Source organism: Photobacterium sp. NCIMB 13483 (assembly GCF_003025475.1).
Lineage (GTDB): Bacteria > Pseudomonadota > Gammaproteobacteria > Enterobacterales > Vibrionaceae > Photobacterium > Photobacterium piscicola.
The window spans coordinates 53,313-76,358 of record NZ_PYLV01000007.1; the positions used below are offsets into that span (position 1 = coordinate 53,313).

The following is a 23,046-nucleotide window of genomic DNA, read 5'->3' on the forward strand; positions in this document are numbered from 1 at the left end:
ATTATAAATAATCGATAACGTTTTTATTTAAAAAAAACATATTTTTTTATATTTTTCATGATGTTTCTTTAATTGATACTCTGCTTATTTTAGACCTTCCGCTACTCATTAATCCCCATCAATAAACGTGCTTAAATAACAGGCGTGGTTTTTGCATTCTTTTTCGTTCCCTGATTAACTACGTTGGTTGAGTTATGGAAAAGATGAAAATTATCCGTAGAGTATTAATGCTTGTTTGCTTTTGTGGCGGGTTGTTGTTCAACACCTCGATTGCTCAGGCTCAACAGTGTTCTCAAAGTTACGCTTCACCGACAACTTCTGGCGGTAATTACTATTTTGATGGTGATGGCGGTAATGGATGGGGAACCCGAAATATTGGGGTTTATAATACCAATTTAACCGGCGGTACTGGCTCTGGTGGTCGAATAATTATTAGTGCCAATTGGGGGTGGAACAACGGTAATCAGTGGACAGGGCGCGGGGACTACACTGAATCTATTACCATTCGATTAAAAGTAAATGGAACAACGGTAGCTCAATTAGTGACGCCAAATGATAGCCAAAATACCGCTAATTTATCTGCTCAGGGTGGCGCTTCAATGTTGAGTGGTGGCGGTAATGTTGGTGTAACAAGTTTTGGTCAATATCCTCATAGTTCACAAATATTATTACCTTCTTGGATGACATCGATTACCAGTATTCAAATTGAAGGAACCCAAACACCAGCATCCGGCGGTTCATCTATGGGGGCTGGTGATGATGGTGGTGTAAGGGTAAATACCTCTGGTTATGCGTGTAACTTCGAAGCAACAGATGCGCCAAGTAGTTATGGCGTTGCTCGTCATAATGTCGATTTAACCGGAATTAATTTGCGTTTTGGGACGAATGTTAGTTTTGAAACTGCAAATCGCAATAGTGCATTAGCAAATTCAGATACTTTTGATGATGGTATAACTGGCTTTCCTCAGTCTGAAATTGATGCTGGCACAGGGGCCGTTTCAGTTTCTGCTAGCGTTTATAACAATACTGGCTCACCGCGTACATTTGTTGGCTGGGTTGATTGGGATCAAGATAATGCCTTTCAAGCTGATGAAGGTGTCGCGATAACGGTTCCTGCTGCGGGCTCTTCTAATGCAGATTGTACTAATACATCAGGATCTAACTTTACGTGTAATGTCGATTATATTGTTGATGTGGCAGATCGAAGTAATACTGGATATTTTTTCTCTCGGTTTAGAATCTCAAATGCAGCGTTAACGACGTCAACAATTTCAACCACAGTTGATAGTGGTGAAGTGGAAGATTATCGATTCTGTATTGGTTGTTTTGATATTAGCGGTACGGTTTATTTAGATGAAAATGGCGATAGTGATATATCCTCTGATAGCGTAACACCAAATGAAGTAATAGTAAGACTTTACCGAGACGATGATAATGATGGTGTGCCGAGTGCGGGCGATACTTATCTACAACAAGTGACTACCTCAAGTGGTGCTTATTCTTTCACTGAATTACCGATTGATACCTATTTTGTCGCAACAGCACCACCAACAGACAGCACTGCGATTTCAGAGCAAACTTATGCGGCAAGTAATACCTATACCAATGCTTTTTGTGATAGCAATGGTGATGCAACCTCTGGCGACATACCTTTAACGGCTTCTGGCGCTTGTTATGGTGGTATTGATGGCGATCGTGCTGATGCAACCACCAACTCAACTACGCGTGAACACATATCTAAGGTTGATTTATCATTTACTTCAACCAATCAGACTAATGTTGATTTTGGTTTCTCATATAACGTTGTTACTAATACCAATACATCAGCGCAAGGTTCTTTAAATCAATTTATTATTAATGCCAACAGAATTGTTGGCGCTAATGAAATGCGTTTTGTACCAACAGTTCCTGCAAACGATACTGATCCTGCTGGCGATTGGTGGGTTGTTTCTCCAACGACCTCTTTAACTACAATAACGGGTACTAATGGCGCAAATACTATCATTGATGGTACGGCATACAGCAATGCTGACGGTACAACGATCATCGATTCAAATTCAGGTAATTATTCAGAAGCGCAAACCGTCGGTAGCTCTGATGGGTGTAGTGTTGAAACCATTCCTGCATTAGCGAAGCCTGAATTACAAATTGATATGCCAACTAACGCCAGTGCTTATGCCGCTGAATTATTAATTATTAATGCGGATAATACGACAGTACGAAATGTCTCTCTGACGGGTGGTTCTTTAGGTATTAATATTTACTCGGCGGGCATTACTGACACCTTAATTGAGCAAAACTTAATTGGTATTGATCCTGCGGGTAATGATGCGGTTATTGGCCAAGAAACCTGTGGTACATCATTAGGGTGTGCGGGTATTGCGATTGCAAATGCAGGTAATGGCTCGCTTAATGGTGACAGTGGTATTATTCGTTATAACGCAATAAAAACAGCGCATAATAATATCACCTTAAATAATCTAAATAGCCAAACCAATGTTGTTAATTGGCAAGTAATACAAAATCAATTATTGGGTTCAACCTCGACCACTGCAACACCGTATCACAATGTTTATATTCGTTACGGTGTGCCTGCTTATCTTAATATCGCTGGTAATATAATGCGTGATGCAACCAGTGATGCAATATATCAACGTAATACATCAAATGTTGATTTATTCCAAACTATCACCAGTAATGACATTCAAAATGCGGACGATAATGGAGTGCATTTCCAAAGTGGTCAGCTATCGATAATCGAATGTAATATTATTCATAATAATGGTGATTCAGGGGTTTCTATTGATGGTAATACCAATATTGAAGGGTATTTAATTACTAAAAATAGTTTTGATAATAATACTGATAACGCCATTGACCTTCATAATCTCGCAACGGGTGAAGGCGTTTCATTAAATACTGATTTATGTAATAACGATACCGGAACAGGTGCCAATAATAATTTAGCTCGCCCACAAATTACTTATGCTTTTTTAGAAGGTGCAAATCTACGTGTTATTGGTGATATGTGTGCCACGGGTGAATTTACTTTTGAAGTCTATAAAGCGAGTGTTGGTACCGGTGAATTGGGTAGTGATGGGTTAAATGCAGGTGAAGGCTTAACATATTTAGGCAGTATTACGGGCCAATCAGGTTCAACATTTGATAGTTTATTTGCAACGTCGAGCATTAATGTTGGCGATGAAATTACTGTCATTGCTCAACGTACGACAACGGGTGGGAGTGGTGAATTACAAGATACTTCAGAATTTAGTGCCAATATTGTTGTTGATGTTGATAATAAAGACTGGGGTGATGCACCTGATACATCGATGTCAACCGCAATGGGTGATTACCAAACATTAAGAGCTAATGGTGGTGCCAACCATATTGTTATTGATGGTGATACTGATAATAACCCCGATCTGTTTTTAGGGGTGTTATTAGATACTGATATTGATGGCCAACCTACTAGTATCGCCGATGGTGATAATTTAGTTGATCTTGCTGATGAAGATGGCGTGACTGCGAATGGTATTTATGTGCTCAATCGTGACCGTGATATTGAGGTTACAATTGGTAAAGATCCTGATTATGCAGGTACTAGCTTCCATGTTTATGGCTGGATTGACTGGAACCGAGACGGTGACTGGGATGATGCAAACGAACAGATAATTAGTAATACAACTGCCACCGTTGGTATGACAACTTATACCATAACGACGCCTGTGAATGCTATTTTAGGCAATACCTATGCGCGTTTTCGGTTATGTTCAACCAATGATTGTAATACGCCTAATGGCCCAAGTATTGACGGTGAGGTCGAAGATTATGGTGAAGTGATCATCAGTATTGATTTCGGTGATGCGCCAGATACCGGGGTCGGTATTGGGACGGGAAATTATCGAACCACGTTAGCAGATGATGGCCCTCGTCACTCTATTGATGATGACTTATTCTTAGGAACCAATGCAACAGATACTGAAGTTGATGGCTTACAAAACGTTACCGCCTCTGGTGATAATTCAGACGGTATTGATGATGAAGACAGTTTATTAATTCAACCGTTAACCAGTGGCGCAACGGTTTATAATACGCAAACAACGGTGACGAATACTTCTGGTGCTGATGCTTATTTATATGCATGGTTAGATGTGAACCGTGATGGTGAATTTGATCGTGATGAGTTTATTTCAAATGGTGCAGGTCCAGGTGGTGCGATAGTTGTTGCTAATGGTGCAAGTGCAACCGCGATGCCATTATCTTGGGGGACAATTACACCACCGACTAATAATACCACGGTATATTTACGTACACGTTTATCGCCGGTTGCACTAACTGATGCTGTGACAGGGGCTGTTGAAGATCCACGCTCTTATGGTTATGTTGATGGCGGTGAAGTTGAAGATTATGCTCTACAAGTTGCCGATCAAGATTTTGGTGATTTACCAGATAGTTTTGATACGTTAGGACTTAGCGGCGGTCCTTACCATGGTTTAAGTAATATCAGTAATCTCTATATTGGTAATACAACTATTGATAGTGATGGGGATGGTCAACCAACGCCAAATGCGGATGGTGATGATCTCACTGGCAGTGATGATGAAAATGCCTTTAGTACTCCAACCCCTATTTTACCGTTAACAGCGACCAATTATTCTGTACAAGTGCCAGTTCGTAATAATACTGGTGTTGATGCTTACCTTTATGGTTGGTTAGATTGGAATCAAAATAACCAGTTTGAAGCGGCAGAATATGTTGCAGTAACAGTACCAACAGGTACAACAGTATCATCACCGATTACATTAACGTTTACGGGTATTTCAGGACAAAGTGATGGTAATGCAGCACTGCGTTTACGTTATACCACCGCAGGGTTAGCTAATACAGGTTGGGGCGGTGCTGCACCTGATGGTGAGGTCGAAGATCATTATGTTCTTGTTGGTAGCTATGATTTTGGTGATGCGCCAGATACTGGCGTAGGTGTTGCTGCTAATAATCACCGTACTTTGCTCAACGATGATGGCCCTCGTCATGGTCTTAACAACCAACTGTTCTTCGGTGCCGCTATTGATGCTGAGCAAGATGCGAATAATCCAGCCAACAGTGCCGATGGTGATGATCTTGATGCCAATGGTGATGATGAAGATGGCGCGCTGTTAATTCCACTTCATTCAAGTGCAACGTCATATGATTTACCTGTTACGGTTACCAATAATACTGGTAGTGATGCATATATTTATGCATGGATTGATTTTGACCGTACAACAGGTTTTGATCGTGATGAATTTGCTGGTGGCGCAGCGGGAGTTCCGATAACCGTACCGACAGGCACCAACAATGGTAACGTCACTATTTCATGGAATAGTTTTCCTGGTATTGCCATTAATACTGATGTCTATATTCGTTTACGTTTAACCTCTGATGTCTTAACTGATTCAGCGACAGGCACTGCCGAAGATCCGCGTTCATTTGGTATTGCCACTGATGGTGAAGTTGAAGATTATTATTTACGGGTTGATACCTATGATGGTGGTGATGCGCCAGATAGTTACGATACGTTATATACCAGCAATGGTCCGTCGCATTATCACAATAATCTCAACTTGTATATTCGTGATGCGACTCATGACAATATTCATGATACCGACGGCCAACCAACGCCAAATGGTGATGGTGATGATAACGATGGAACAGATGATGAAAATGCGGATTCTCTAACGCGTATTCCATTATTAGGGGTATTAGATACTACCTATACCTTAGGTGTGCCACTTTATAATGGAACAGGTGCCGATGCTCATCTTTATGCTTGGATTGATTTTAACCAAGATGGTGATTTTGCAGATGCTGGTGAATTTACATCATTAGAAAATCTTGTGAATAGTACCAATACTTCAGCACAAACAACGCCAACAACCGAATTAACTTGGACGGGTATTTCAGGGTTAACTCAAGGTAGTACTTTTGTTCGTATTCGTTTAACCAGTGATATTTTAACGGCCGATGATTGGGGTGGTATCGCTTTAAATGGTGAAGTTGAAGATCATCAAATATTTATTGGTGATTTTGATTTTGGTGATGCACCAGATACCGCAAGCGGAGTGAGTGCGAATAATTACCGGACTAACTTTAATGATCAAGGTGCTTACCATGGTTTAGATGCGGCTGTTTATTTAGGTGCTGCCGCGCCAGATACTGAAAATAATGCTAATACACCAGCCATATATGCATTAGGTGATGATCAAGATGTGAACGGTGATGATGAAGATGGTGTCTTTATTTTACCGTTACACAATACCGCAACGACTTATGCTCTTCCGGTAACAGCAACCAATAATAGTGGCGCTAATGCTTACCTTTATGCATGGATTGACTTTGACCGCAATGGTCGATTCGACCGTGATGAATTTGTAGGGGGCGCAGCTGGTTCTCCAATCACAATAGCAACAGGAACAACAAGTGCCACACTTGATGCCATTTGGGATAGTTTCCCTGGTATTGCGGTGAATACTGATGTTTATGCACGGTTCCGTATTACTACTGATTTATTATCCGATTCAGTAACAGGTACAACGGAAGATCCTCGCTCTTATGGTGGTGTTACAGATGGTGAAGTTGAAGATTATTATATTCGTGTTGATACCTATGATGGTGGTGATGCGCCAGATTCATATGACACGTTATACCTAAGTGATGGCCCTGCCCATTATCATGTTAATGCCAACCTTTATATTCGTAGTGCAACCCATGATGATGCTCATGATACCGATGGTTTGCCAACAGTAGGTGCTGATGGTGATGATAATGATGGTGTTGATGATGAAGATGTTGATTCCTTAACAAAGATTCCATTGCTGGGTGTTTCAGATACGACATATACGTTAGGAGTTCCGCTTTATAATGGAACTGGCGTTAATGCTAATCTTTATGCTTGGATTGATTTAAACCAAGATGGTGATTTTGCTGATGCGGGTGAATTTACTTCACTAGAAAACATCATTAATGGTACCAATACCTTAAATCAAACGGCACCGACAACTGAATTAACTTGGAATGGTATTGGTGGATTAACCCAAGGCAGTACTTATGTCCGTATTCGTTTAACTAATGACACGTTAACGGCTAGTGACTGGGGCGGTTTTGCTCTTAATGGGGAAGTAGAAGATCATCAAATCTTTATTGGTGATTATGATTTTGGTGATGCGCCAGATACTACAAATGGCGTTGCAGCTAATAATTATCGTACGACGTTAAATGATGGCGGCCCTTATCATGGTCTGAATAATAATTTGTATTTAGGTGCTGCGGTACCTGATACAGAAAATGACGCCAATGCACCTGCGATACTGGCATTGGGTGACGATGATGATGTCAATGGTGATGATGAAGATGGCGTCTTTATTATGCCATTACATAACTCAGTGACTAATTATGGGGTGCGCTCGGTTGTAACCAATAATACAGGCAGCGATGCATATATTTATGCATGGATAGATTTTGATCGTAATGGTCGTTTCGATCGTGATGAATTTGCGGGTGGTGCTGCGGGCGCGCCGATAGTTGTAAATTCAGGCGTGTCTAATTTTGTCGCCAATATTAATTGGAATAGTTTCCCTGGTATTGCTAATAACACCGATGTTTATGTTCGTGTTCGTTTAACCAGTGAGTTATTAAGTGATGCGGTTACAGGAACAACGGAAGATCCACGTTCATTTGGTGGTGCGGTTGATGGTGAAGTTGAAGACTATTATTTACGTGTCGATACCTATGATGGTGGTGATTTACCTGAAAGCTACCAAACATCATACAGTAACGGCGGTCCAGCTCATTATCATACCAATGCGAATTTATATATTCGAGATGCAACCCATGATAATAATCATGATGAAGATGGACAACCAACGGCTGCTGCAAATGGTGATGATAACGATGGCACTGATGATGAAAATGCTGACAGTTTAGTTCCACTTCCTATTTTAACATTGACGGATACCAGTTATACCGTAGGGGTTCCGCTTTATAACGCAACAGGGGCTGACGCAAATCTTTATGCTTGGTTAGATTTAAATCAAGATGGTGATTTTGATGATGCTGGCGAGTTTGCTTCACTTGAAGGGCTTGTTAATGGAACGAATACTTCAGCACAAACAGCCCCAACGACTCAGTTAACATGGGCGGGTATCAGCGGGCAAACAACAGGTGATATGGCGTTACGCCTTCGTTTAACATCTGATATTTTAACGGCGACAGATTGGGGTGGAATTGCCAAAAATGGTGAAGTTGAGGATCATTATGTTTATGTAGGCGATCCCGATTTTGGTGATGCGCCAGATACCTCTTCAACAACGGCGGCGAATAACTATCAAACACTCTATAACTATTTTGGCCCTTATCATTTATTCGTAGATGGTTTGTATATTGGTAATACGGCGCCTGATATTGATGATGGAACATTACAAGATATAACCGCAACTGCCGATGATCTTGATGCAACCGATGATGAAGGACCAATTACATTACCGCCATTATTTAATGGTATGGATTCATACAAAATTACTGTGCCAGTTACAAATACGACGGGTAATATTGCCACCTTGGCAGTATGGATTGATTTCAATCGAAATGGTCAATTTGATGATAGTGAAGGACAAATTGCAGTTGTGCCAACGGGATCAAGTAATACGCCAGTAGAACTTGAGTGGGCGACGATTCCTGCCGTTACCAATAACACAACCTCATTTGTGCGTTTACGTTTAACTAACCGTTTAGTGGGGCAAATCAGTGATATTTCCTCATTAGGCGGTGAAGCGGGTGGTGAAGTTGAAGATCATAGTATTTTCTTTGGTCTACAAGATTTAGGTGATGCGCCTGCGAGTTATCTAGTTGATCCTTTATTAGGTGGTCCTCACCATATTATTACCAATAACACCAACTTGTATTTAGGTACTTCAACTATTGATGGTGATGAAATTGTATTAGCGTCTGTTGATGCTCTTGGTGATGATAATAATGGCAGTGATGATGAAAATGGTACCAGCCAACCATTAACTTCAATTCCGATTAACGGTTCAAGCCATAGCTTAGAGCTCACAGTACGTAATACAACAGGTAATGATGCTTACCTAGCAGGTTGGATTGACAGTAACCGTAATGGTATTTTTGATGAAATCGAAGGCCGAGTTGATGTTATTCCTACGGCTCAGAATGGTGTTTATACCTATTCATTTGATTCAAATCAGATGCAAAATCTCTCTGTCGGTAATACCTTTATTCGTTTCCGTTTAACGACCGATCTATTAACAACGACCGATGTTGGTGGCCGTGCGTCAGATGGTGAAGTCGAAGACTTTATGATTCAAATTGGTGGTCAAGATTTAGGTGATTTACCCGATACTTCTTCAGCAACGGCGGCGAATAATTATCAAACGAATTTAACCTTTGGTGGGCCTTATCATAATGTTGCCGCTGAGCCTAATCTATATCTAGGCACTGTAGCGCCTGATGTTGATGGCGCAACACCACAGAGTACTGATGCGACAGGTGATAATGTCACAGGGATTGATGATGAAAATGCCTTAGCAGATATTGCCTTACCTGATTTAGATGCAGGTGATAATTATGACACCAATATTACGGTGACAAACAGTTCAACCTCTACCGCATATTTATATGCATGGATTGATTGGGATCGTGATGGTAATTTTGAAAGTGATGAGATTGCACAAGCATCAATTAATAGCCTTGGTTCAACCCAAGCGATTAATAATGGTGTGATAACTATTCCTGCGAGTACGGGGACAGAGACTTATACCGTTACTTTTACGACAGACACTGCATTAGTAGATGCAAGTACTTATGGCGTACGGTTACGACTAACAACAGAGTTACTCACTGATGGTGATGCAACAGCAACCGTTGATGAGCGTTCGTTAGGTGCCGCTCAAGATGGTGAAGTGGAAGATTTCTTTGTCACAGCTGAAAACACAGATTTAGGTGATTTACCTGATTCATACTTAACTTTACCTGTTAGTGGCGGCCCGGCGCATTACTATGTTAGTAACCTGTATCTAGGTGCTAATAATATTGATGATGACGATCAAGCGTACCCAGATGCAGCGGCATTAGGTGATGATAATACGGGTGTTGATGATGAGACTGGATTAGTTGAGCCATTGACCACAGTTGCTACCAGTATTACTAGCTACAGTGTTGATCTTGCGGTTTACAACTACTCGGGCTCTAATGCAACGTTAGTCGCTTGGTTAGATACCAATCAAGATGGTAGCTTTAGTGCAGATGAGGTTGTCGATGATCTAAATGTCGTTGCGACAAGTACACCATTTAGTAACGCAACCTTTGCGTCTGATAATTTGCCAACTAGCAGTAATAACTTAACCAATAAAGTGACATTGACTTGGAATGGTATTTCAGGTTTAACACAAGGTTCAATGGGGCTGCGTATTCGTGTTGCTAATACCAGTTTAACCGCCAACGATTGGGGTGGTATTGCCCAAGGTGGTGAAGTTGAAGATTATGTCGTTTATGTTGGTCAATTTGACTTTGGTGATGCCATTGATAGTGCGGCTAACATAGGTGTTAATAACTACCGAACCACTCTGAGTGATAACGGTGCTTATCATGGTATCGATAATACGATATTGATGGGTGCTTTACTCGATAGTGAAAGTGATGCCAATGACCCAACCACTGCCTTTGCTCTAGGTGATAATATTACGGGCAGTAATGATGAAGATGGCGCGTTTATTCCACCATTAAACAACACCAATACGACCTACAATATTCCTGTGACGGTAACCAATAATAGTGGCAGTAAAGGGTACCTGTATGCTTGGATTGATTTTGATCGCAATGGTCGATTTGATCGTGATGAATTCTTTGGTGGTAATACCGCTGAGCCTAGAGAAATTAATACCGGTAACACTAACACAACAACAAACTTAACTTGGAATTCGTTCCCAGGTATCGCTACTGGCACTGATGTTTATATTCGTATTCGTTTTACAACTGATTTATTAGCTGACACAGAAAATGGCGCCATAGTTGAAGATCCACGTTCTTATGGTGGCGCGGGTGATGGTGAAGTTGAAGATTATTATATTCGAGTAGAAACCTATGACGGTGGTGATGCCCCTGATACTTATGACACTCTATATACCAGTGGTGGCCCTTACCATATTCACAATAATGCTAACCTCTATATTCGTGATGCTACCCACGACAATGGTCATGATCAAGATGGTCAGCCATCTAATGGTGCGGTAGGTGATGATACCGACGGTATTGATGATGAAAATGCCGATGATCTTACGCCATTCCCAATTTTAGCCGTTGCAGATACTACTTATACTGTTGGTGTTCCTCTTTATAATGCGACAGGCAGTGATGCACATTTATATGGTTGGATTGATTTTAACCAAGATGGTGATTTTGCTGATGCTGGTGAGTTTACTGAATTAACCTCGATTGTAAATGCAACCAATACCAGTACTAGTGCAACGCCAACAACCCAATTAACGTGGACCGGAATCAGTGGATTAACCGCAGGTAGCACCTATATGCGTCTACGTTTAACTAACTCTGTTTTAACCGCTAATGATTGGGGTGGAGAGGCAATTAATGGTGAAGTGGAAGATCATCAAATATATATCGGGGCGCTAGATTTTGGTGATGCTGAAGATGGTGTAGCTGGAACCGCAGCAGGATCGGGCGATTACCGTTCTCGTTTAGCTGATGATGGTCCATATCATGTTATCAATAATAATATTTATATTGGTAATAGTGTGCCTGATAGTGAAGCTGATGCTAATCCAAGCAGTGGTCCAATTCAAGCTGATGGTGATGATACCACAGGCAGTGATGATGAAGATGGCGTTACGTTACGTGCATTAGATAATTCACCTGTACCGAGCAGTTATACCGCAGCAGTTAATGTCACCAATAACACCGGACAAGATGCAACGTTGTATGGCTGGATTGATTGGGATCGTAATGGTCAATTTGGTTCAGATGAAGTGGCCGAAGTTATCGTACCTACGGGCACTAATGGTTCGGTTGATATTACATGGAACAGCTTTACGGGTATAGCAACAGGCTTTACGTTAACCCGTTTCCGTTTAACAACTGATGGATTAGTCAACGGTAACAGTGGTGCAGCAGAAGATACCCGTTCATTATTTGGTGCCAGCGATGGTGAGGTGGAAGATCATTTAATCTATATCGGTGATCAAGATATGGGTGATGCGCCTGATACTTATCAAACCTTAAGTGCCAGTGATGGTCCATTCCACGGACGTAGCAATAGTGCCACCGTTTATCTTGGTACGGCAACGATTGATGCAGACACAGATGGTCAACCAACCAGTGATGCTTCTGGGGATGATAACAATGGCAGTGATGATGAGAATGGTTTATCTCAACCATTAGCAAATATTGCGATTGCAGCCACCTCTTATAGTGTGCCTGTTACTTTACGTAATTCTGAGCTTGCCAGTAATCCGGCAACCTTAGTCGCATGGCTTGATACTAATCAAGATGGTGAGTTTAGTGCTGCTGAAGTTGTATCAACCATCAATTATGATACGACAGGCGATGCGCCATTTAGCACTGATAATATTCCATACTTTAATGGCGTTAAAACCGCAGTATTAACATGGAATGGTATTTCAGGCTTAACAAATGGCTCGATGGCATTACGTATTCGAATTAGTTATCTGACAGATCTCACTGCTAATGATTGGGCAGGCCAAGCATTAGATGGTGAAGTTGAAGATTACATGGTCTTTGTGGGTGAGTTTGATTACGGTGATGCACCTGATGAGGCGGTGAACGTTGGCGTTAATAATTACCGTACAACCCAATCAGATAGTGGCCCATTCCATGGTGTTGATAGCAATCTGTTTATGGGTACAGTACCAGATGCAGATAATGATGCTCAAACACCGACGATAGCACTTCAAGCATCAGGCGATGATATTACAGCTAGTGATGATGAAGATGGCTTAATTTTACCACCATTAACCACAACCCAAGGTAGCTATAGCGCAAATGCTATGGTGACGAATAATACTGGCAGTGATGCTTATATTTATGCTTGGATTGATTTCGATGGTAATGGTCGTTTTGATCGTGATGAATTTGTTGATAATGGTACAGGTACTGGTGGTGCAATTGTTACTTCAACAGGCTTAACAAATAGTTCTGTTGAGTTGGATTGGACGGCAACAACAGGATTAGCCGCTGGTCAAAATCGCTATATGCGTGTGCGTATTACTTCTGAATTATTAGCCGATAGTGCAACTGGCGTTAATGAAGATCCTCGTTCTTATGGTGGCGTATCAAATGGTGAAATAGAAGATCACTATTTATTGAGTGATAGCGTTCGATATGATGGTGGTGATGCCCCTGATTCATACCTTGTTCGTTTTGCTGACGGTGGTCCAATTCATCCTATTAGTACTACGCTACGTTTAGGTACAGCAACCACTGATGGTGAAGATGCTGATGGAAGTAGTGATGCGTTACTTGATGATATTACAGCCACTGCTGATGAAGATGGTATTTCATTACCGATATTAGCCTTAAGCGCAACCAGTTATACATTGGATGCAAATGTACTTAATAATACAGGTGCAAATGCGGATCTTATTGTATGGATTGATTGGGACCAAAATGGTGTCTTTGATGCCGCTGAAGGGCAAGTTATCAGTGCTACTTCAAACGGAATCAATACTGTTTATAACCCTAGTTGGAACGGTTTAACACCTGTGACTGCGGGCTATTATTTTGGACGAGCACGTTTAGCGCCCAATAGTGATGGTTTAACAGTTTCTGATGCTGGTGGCACCGCAACATCGGGTGAGGTTGAAGACTTTAGAATCTCAGTATTAACCGCCCAAGATTGGGGTGATGCTCCAGATGCTTATCATACTTTAGCTACAAATAGTGGTGCCAATCATGCGCCTTCAACAAACCTTTATATAGGTACAACAGCGGCTGATGCTGATGTTGATGGTCAACCAAGTGTGGCAGCTGATGGTGATGATAATAATGCTACGGCGGATGAAACTGTTCCGACTTTCCCTGTACTTTCTCCGTCAATGACAACATGGTCATTTGATACCACGGTAACAAATAACACTGGCGGTGCAGCAACACTGCATGCATGGGTTGATCATGACTTAGATGGTGAATTCCAACTTGATGAGTATACCAGCGTTGCGGTTGCTGATGGTGCAACGGATCTTCCAATTAGTGTCGCTTGGACTAATCTATCTAATGCCGAAGGCGGTAATGTTGGTGATAGTTATGTTCGTTTACGTTTAACAACCGATACATTAGTTGATGATGGCGCGACAGCCATTGATGAACGCTCACAAGGCGCAGCGACCGATGGTGAGATAGAAGATCATTATCATAAAGTCACCTTCCATATGTTAATCCAGCAAGATTCAGGTGCGATTGAATATACATTACCCAATACGGCAAATAATACTGTCGCTCTCATGGAAAACAATTATGGGGTTGGTTATGTAACTTACGACCTTCTTGTTCCGACGGATAATATTACTACTGATTTCACGTTACGTGATTATCAATTCATTCTTTATCAATCAGATTTAGCGGGTGGCGTAAGCCCTGATACAACTGCAGAAATTGATGCGTTACTTGATTATCGTAATCAAGGTGGTGTACTGCTGTCTCTTGTTGAAGGTGATCGATTTGCCGATGCAACCACAACCCGTATTAATGCATACATGGGACAACAAGTAGGGTTCCCTGGTACAAGTGCAACGGGTTTTGCAGGGTATGCTGGACCAACAACACTACCTCGTTTCCATCCATCTGATGGCCCTGGTGCATTATCAACCCAAGCAACAGTAGCAACTACGGGTACGCTATCAACGATTACGGGTATTGATCACCGTAGTGTTATTTATACGCTGCCAACGGTAACAGGCTCTTGTAATAATGTTGATGCGATGGCGTGGTTGATTCCATATGATCCAACCACAACCGGTGGTTATGGATATCCTCGAACGCATACAGGTCCATGGGTTGGTTCTGGTGAGCGTCAGTTCTATTTCACGCCAAATTACTATTCAAGCAATCTTACGCCTTACCAAGCGTTAATGGATTTTGTGTATGACTACTACGAAGATCAAAGTGCGTTCTTAGCGCGTAATAATTGGTTAGCAGATGATGCCAATGTGAATGGCAATTGTTCAAATACAGAGCTTGATTTTGATGATTTACCTGATTCAGGGGCAGGCACTGCGACAGGTGATTATGTAACAGCCTTCCAATTTGATGGTCCTCGTCACCAACTTGGCGCCAATATCTTTATGGGTACGGCGCCAGATGGTGAAACTGACGCCTATGCAACGGTTGCAGCCAATGGTGATACTGATGATGGTGTCGAGATATTACCGTTATCGAGTACCGCTACTCAATATTCGGTGCGTGTTACTACCACCAATACTACGGGTACCGATGGTAATGTATATGCGTGGGCTGACTGGAATAAAAATGGTGATCTAGAAGCATCTGAAATGCAGACTATCGCTGTTGCTGATGGTGAAACTGATACTATAAAAGTGCTGACATGGCCAATTACCACCGCGATAACTAACGGTGATACTGTTTATATACGTGTGAGAATTTGTAATACCACTACCGACTGTAGCACCGCTATTGGTGAGGCAACCAATGGTGAAGTTGAAGGGTATGCGATTTCGGTGTCAGACAATGTTGATTTTGGTGATGCGCCAGATACGTATTTAACCTTAGCGGGAAGCGGTGGTCCATTCCATTATGGTGATACGTCGTTATTCCTTGGTGATCAAGCCAGTGATGGTGAGCCTGATGGTATACCAACAGCAACGGCAGATGGTGATGATACCAATGCCTCTCCTGATGATGAGGATGGCGTTAATGTCATTTCACCGATAAACATTAATGCGAGTGATTATAGTCTTACCGTTGAAGCGTCAAATACTTCAGGATCAGTTGCTTATCTCGCTGTTTGGATTGATTTTGACCAAAGTGGTACCTTTGAGGCTGGCGAAGGGCAAATTCAAATCGTACCTGATGCCTCTTCAGAAGTGCAATATGTATTTAATTGGACAGGGCTAACAGGATTAACGGCGGGAGTTACCTATTCACGTATTCGTATTACTAATGATGTGTTAACAACATCGTCAATGGGTGGAATCGCCACTAATGGTGAAGTTGAAGATCATCTTATTGTCATGGGTACATTTGATTTAGGTGATGCGCCAGATACCTATGGAACCGATCGTACTAATGCCAGTGGTGAGGGCATCGGCCCAATGCATATTCCTAGTGCAACCATTTTCCTTGGTACCAATGCTACGGATGCTGAAGCTAACGGCTTTGTAGATGGTATCGATGATAATGGCCTTGCTCAAGATGATGACTTCGCGGGTGTTAATGATGAGGATGGTGTAACTATTCCGGCTGTAATGTCGGCAGATCCAAGTAGCACAGAAACCTTAACGGTACGGGTACATACTGATGTTGATGCCACTGTTTATGCATGGCTAGACTTTGATCGTGATGGTGTGTTTGATGTGGCGACTGAAGCGGCAACGCCAGTGAGTATTACGGCAGTGAATGACGATACGGACGTTATATTAACCTTTACGACACCGAATGATGTGCTTGATGGCGGTAGTTATGTTCGTGTTCGTATTTGTTCAACCACAACGGTATGTTCAACGCCTCATGATGTAGCGAATGACGGTGAAGTTGAAGATCATCGTATCATTCTTGATGTTGCTTATGATTATGGTGATGCGCCTGAAACCTTAGGATATAACACCTTATTTACTAGTAATGGTGCGCGTCATCGCATTGGTAATACGACATTAAGCTTGGGTTCTGTTATTGGTGACGGTGATAGTGACGGCTTTGGTGACGGTGTTGATGATAATGGTGATGCAACCGATGATGATACGTTAAATATCAATGATGAAGATGGTATCTCTACGGTTGGTTTCTTATCTCAAGGTGCTACGAGCTTTACTCAAGATGTGATTTGTAATGATCATAATGGCACCGCAGATATGGGTGCAAATGTCTATGCTTGGGTTGACTTTAATGCTGATGGTGATTTTGCCGATAGTGGTGAATTTGCTCTAGCGGCTTGTACTGATGCCGATGCAGTTACTGATGGTAGTACGTCATTAAGTTTCCCTTCAATAAATACCACTACTGTTGCAACTGAAACCTACATGCGTCTTCGTATTACATCTGAAACATTAACTGTTGATGATTACAACGGCACAGCTATTAATGGTGAAGTTGAAGATCATCAAATTCCAATTTTAAAAGGACCAATTCAACCAATAACCCCTGCGGTTGTGATAGCGCAATGTTTGAATTCTGGCAATATTGAAGGTGTTTCAGGTACACCTGTTGATATTACGGGTGTGGTTAATACTTATTACCCAGCAACGGCAAATGCATTAACGGGCACGAATAGTATTACGCTTGGTACGGCAACAGGTAATACGACAGAGACCTTAAATCCAGGTGATCGGGTGATGATCATTCAGATGCAAAATGCCTCAATTGATACCACTAATACCGATAGTTATGGTAATGGTGTTGCAGGTGGGTATGCCAGTGGTTGGACGGATTATGGTACGACTGGGCAATATGAGTTTGCGACCGTTGCTAGCTTTACCGATCCGACTTTAGTATTAAGTGAAAATTTAACGAATAACTTTACTGCTGACGGAAATAGTTCTTTCCAAGTTGTACGTATTCCAATGTATGAAGATGCACGTTTAACTGGCACGGTTACGTCTGCTGACTGGGATGGTTCTAGTGGCGGTATTGTGTCGTTATATGTCAATGGAACATTAGATCTTAATGGCAATACTATTGATGTTAATGGCAAAGGTTTCCGAGGTGGTACATTAAATACCGGAAATGGTATCGCGACTGGACTCAATTATGTGATGTCGGCAACCAATATCGATGGTGGTAAGGGTGAAGGTATTGCAGGAACCCCAGTGAGTCTTGGTGGTTTAGGCTATAGCGATGGTGATAATGGTATCGGCGCGCCAGCAAATGCTGGTGGTGGTGGTAACTTTAATTCTGGTGGTGGTGGTGGTGGTAACGTTGGCCCTGGTGGTAGAGGCGGCAATTATTCAAGTTCAACCAGTTTTTATCCGGGAGAACCAGGTACAGGTATTGGGCTGGCTGATTCTACTCGTTTAACTCTTGGTGGCGGTGGCGGTGCAGGTCAAGAAAATAATGGTGTCGGTCGTGATGGCGCTGATGGTGGTGGTATCGTATATATCACAGCTAATACAGTGACAGGAACAGGTACTATTAATGCCAATGGTAATACTTCACCAAATGCTGGTGGCGATAGCCCCGGTGGTGGTGGTGCGGGTGGCTCTGTATTGCTATACAACACCGATGGTGCATCTCTATCAACACTAACCGTTAATGCTGTCGGTGGTAATGGTGCAAGTTCATCTGGTGGTCATGGTCGCTCTGCTGGTGGCGGTGGTGGTGCAGCTATCTTTAATAGTTCAGGTGCTACTGCTAATGTCAGTGCAGGTACTGCAACATGTTCTGGGCAGTTATTATGTGGCGATGACGGTGGCGATGGTCAAGTGATCAATACTGCGACATTACCAACATCGCCTGCCGTGTGTAGCTTTGAACTGTCTGGTTTTGTCTTTGATGACAGCAGCACTGCACCATCAGTTAATGGTATTAAAGATGTAGCAGAAGCGGGTCTTGGTATTGCTGTACCTGTGATTGCTTATAACACCACAACCAGTGAGTGTTTTGTTGCCACAGCGGATGCAATAACGGGTGCTTACTCAATGACTATTCCTGGTGGAAACTATGAAGTTTATGAAGCAGCACTTGAAACTGATTTAGTTAATCCAACCTGCCCACCAACCATTGGAACGCTAGATCCAAATGCTGGTGGTTATGCTGGTGCGACAATTGGTGATCCAATCAATGTTCATTCTAGCTCACCTAACATTCAATCAGTTGCGTTAACAACGGATGTGAGTGATGTTAACTTTGCTGATTTCACGATTGTGACGTTCCCAACTTGTAGTAGTGATGGTTATTTGTTGCGTAATAGCCCTACCGATATTACTAGTATTAATTTGGCTATGGGTACAGTAACACCGTTATATGATGATGTTCTGCCAACAGGCACTGGTGTCTTTGGTGGTACGGGGTATAACTTTATTACCAATACACTCATCGGCGATAACATTAAAAATAAAGACACTGTTTTAATGGTTGATGGTGCAGGATCTGCCTTCGTGTTACCAATTACAGGAAGTACGATGGCAATCAATAACTATAACAGTGGTGATATCGATGATAACGGTGTTCTATTGCTGATGAATAATAGCGGCACCAGTATGTATCGCATTGATGTTAATCCAAATAGTAGTACTTACTTACAGCAAATTGGTGAAATTACAATTTCTGCTCCAGTGATGGCTGATATGGCGATTAATCCTATCGACAATATGCTTTATACCTTAACGCCTACGGGAAATTTAGTGAAGTTTGATCCTGTAACAGGGGCGCGAACTAATTTGGGTTACGTTGGTATTAATGGCGAAACTGGCACTGGATGGGGTGCGGTATACTTTGATGATCAAGGCTTCTTCTACGCAGCTCAAAATCCAAATCCTGGCCGTATTGTTCGAATTGATATTTCAGACCCAAGTCTTCCATCTGGTGGTTATAGTGCAGTCAACTTCACTCAGATAAATGCTGCAACCAGCCAAAATGATGGTGCGCGTTGTCGTTTCGCTCCACTACCGTTAGATTTTGGTGATGCGCCTGAAACCAATGGTTACCCTACAACATTGGCTAATAATGGCCCTCGTCATTTAACTGAAGAAATAGGGTTATATATTGGTTCGGTAGCGGCAGATAATGAAAATGATGGTCAGCCAGATGTTGATTATGCAGGTGATGATAATAAAGGTACTGCTCCTGATGATGAAGATGTATTAAGTGCACTTATTACTGCCGATGTATCAAGTCCTACTGTCACTCAAACCGTTCCTGTTAGTAATACAACAGGCAGTGATGCCTATCTATCTGGATGGATTGATTTTGATAATAGCGGCTCATTTGATGATGATGAAAGTGCATGGATTATTATTCCAAGTGGTGCCACATCAGCAACATTGACATGGAATAATGTGGGTACTTCTGGGGCAAATATCAGTAACAGTGTGGCGGGTTATCGTTTACGTATTAGTTCTGATTTTAATACGACAACAAATACGCCACTAGATGCTGATGGTAATGCCTTTCCTGATCCTATTGGGGCAGCACCTGACGGTGAGATCGAAGATTATCGAGTATTAGTATCAAGTCTAAATGGCAATAACACTTGTGATATTGTTGTTGAAACCAAAGGCGATAATACTAGTGGCTATGATTTCGCTGAATTTGATCCTACTACTAATCCAGCGCAACTCAATAATATTGTTAGTCCTATTACGGTTAATGGTTATCCAAATGCTGAAAATTATAATGCAGTTGGCTTTAATCGTATTAATGGTTTGTTCTATGGATTATTTATAGATGGAGACAGTGCGAATGATAATATGATGCTGTTTGTTACAGATCGTGATGGCACAGAGTTTGTTTCGCTGGGTACAATTAGAGCTGATGGTTCGCAAACGTTAATCCATTCATCTAATGGTTCTGCAACCTTTAACAATAATCAAATACTCTCTCGTACAGGCAGTGGTACTAACATTGCATTCCCTGTTAGAGGTGACGTATCACCAGATGGCCAATACCTCTATGTGATGAATGGTAATTGGGACTCTCTAGTTCGTATTGACTTAAATACTCAGGCGTTTACTACAATTACGTTGTCTTCAATACCAACTATGGGTGGTGATTTCTCCTTCAGCTCGAATGACGGTATGTTATATGGTGTTGATCTACCAGGTGGTAACTATATTCAAATCAATCCAACTACAGGAGCGGTGACAATAAATCCTCTGAACTTCAACGGGTTACTTCCTGTGACGAATACCGGTAGTGCTGGGGCGGGGGGAACCATTATGGATGATGGTATTATGCTTTATGCCTTTGCTAATGGTGGTGATCACGATACCGATGGTGATAATGCTCACGATCTGATTGATAAGACGGCAGTTTATCAATTGAATGTGATTACTGGTGAGTTGATGTTTGTAACTGAAGGTATTGATGTCTCGGTTCAAGGTAATGATGCTGCTGGTTGTTACTACGCACGAGACTATGGTGATGCACCTATTTCTTACGGTGATGCTTTCCATAATTACTCTGATACAGGCAATGATGGTGATGCTGCGCTTGATGGCGACCAAGATTTCACGTTAGGTGTTAATTGGGACAGTGAGTTTGTTAGCCAGTTCTCTGCTGATGCAACAGGTGATGATATTCAAGCTTCTGATGATGAAGATGGCGTAACTCTTCCTGCTAGTATTACGGTTGCAACATCTACTCCAGTGACCGTATCTGTGCCACAAGCTGCGGGTTTCTTAAATGTATTTATTGATCTCAATGGCGATGGTGATTTTGCTGATGTTGGCGAGATGATTATTGAAGACCAATTGATTACAGCAGCCACAACGAATCTTGATTTCAATTTAGATGCAGGGCTTACCGCAGGTTATAACGGCGATACATTTGTTCGTTTCCGTTTATGTAGTACGGCAGCAACGTGTAATTCTCCAATAGGTGAAGCCGCTGATGGAGAGGTAGAAGATTATCAATTTGAGTTAATTAATCAGATTGTGCTCAGTGGTTTTGTGTTTGAAGATAATGGTATCTCGGGCGCAACTGCGGCTCATGATGGTATTTTTGATGGTGGCGAAGTTGGCATTGGTAATACAGTTGTGCGTGCTATTTATAACGGCACAGGTGCTGGTGGATTTACAACTGGTGATGTTGTTGCAACAACGGTGACCTCGGGTGATGGTGGCTATCTATTAGTCGTACCAGTATCACTTGCTAATGAAAATCTTGTACTTGAGGTGGTTAAACAAGCTGATTGGATTGATATTAGTGAAGCTGACGTGTCAGCGCTTACTCAAGTCACCAATACCAGTGTTATTGATAGTCAGATGTTAATTAATGCCGCTGCGGGTGATTACTTAACGGGCTTAAACTTCGGTAAAGTGAAAGAACCGCGTATGGAGCCTGATAACTTTACTGAAACTGAGCCGGGTAAAGGAGTGCTCTTTAGTCATAAATTTACAGCTGAAACCGCAGGTAGTGTTAACTTTACCATTATGAATATCTCTACGGAGCCCGCAAATGACGGTTGGAGCGCAATACTGTATCAAGATAATGACTGTAATGGTTCAATTGATGGGGCTGATAGCCAGATAGCTAACCCTGTCGCTGTAAGTGGTGATAGTAGTGTTTGTTTAATCAGTAAAGTATTTGTTCCTGCTGATGCACCATTAAATGCGCTTTATCATTATGATATTCAAGCAGATATGACGTTTGAGGATAGTGTTGCAACAGGTCATGGTGTTACTCGACAAGTGATAGATACTGATACTGTTCGCGCTACTTTCGCGGGTGCTGGTGAGTTGAAGCTTAATAAAACAGTGGAAAATCTGACTCAAGCAACTGGTGTAAGTACCAGTAACGACGGTAAACCGGGGGATATTTTAGAATATTCTATTGAGTTTACCAATGTGGGGAGTGGGCCAATAACAGAAGTCACAATATTTGATACTACACCTGTTTATACTGACTTAACGTTAGCGATTGATTGTACATCTGGTGTCCTACCTGCTGGTTTAACATGTAATGTATTAACACCAAATGGTGCAAATATTGCGGGTTATGAAGGTGAAGTACGCTGGGAAATGACCGGAGCCTTAAATCCTAGTGAAACTGGAACTGTTATTTATCAAGTTACTATCAAATAGTGGAAACAGTACTCATGTTAGCTAATTGCTAGCATTAGTCATTACTTCCATT

General features: G+C 41.9%; 1 protein-coding gene. It reads left to right on the top strand.

All coding sequences use genetic code 11. The annotated features are described in order from the left end of the window. Window positions 1-194: 194 nt before the first annotated feature. Complete coding sequence (locus C9I86_RS07925; protein ID WP_146142627.1) at window positions 195-22,994, top strand: GEVED domain-containing protein; 22,800 nt, start codon at window positions 195-197, stop codon at window positions 22,992-22,994. The last annotated feature ends 52 nt before the right edge of the window (window positions 22,995-23,046 follow it).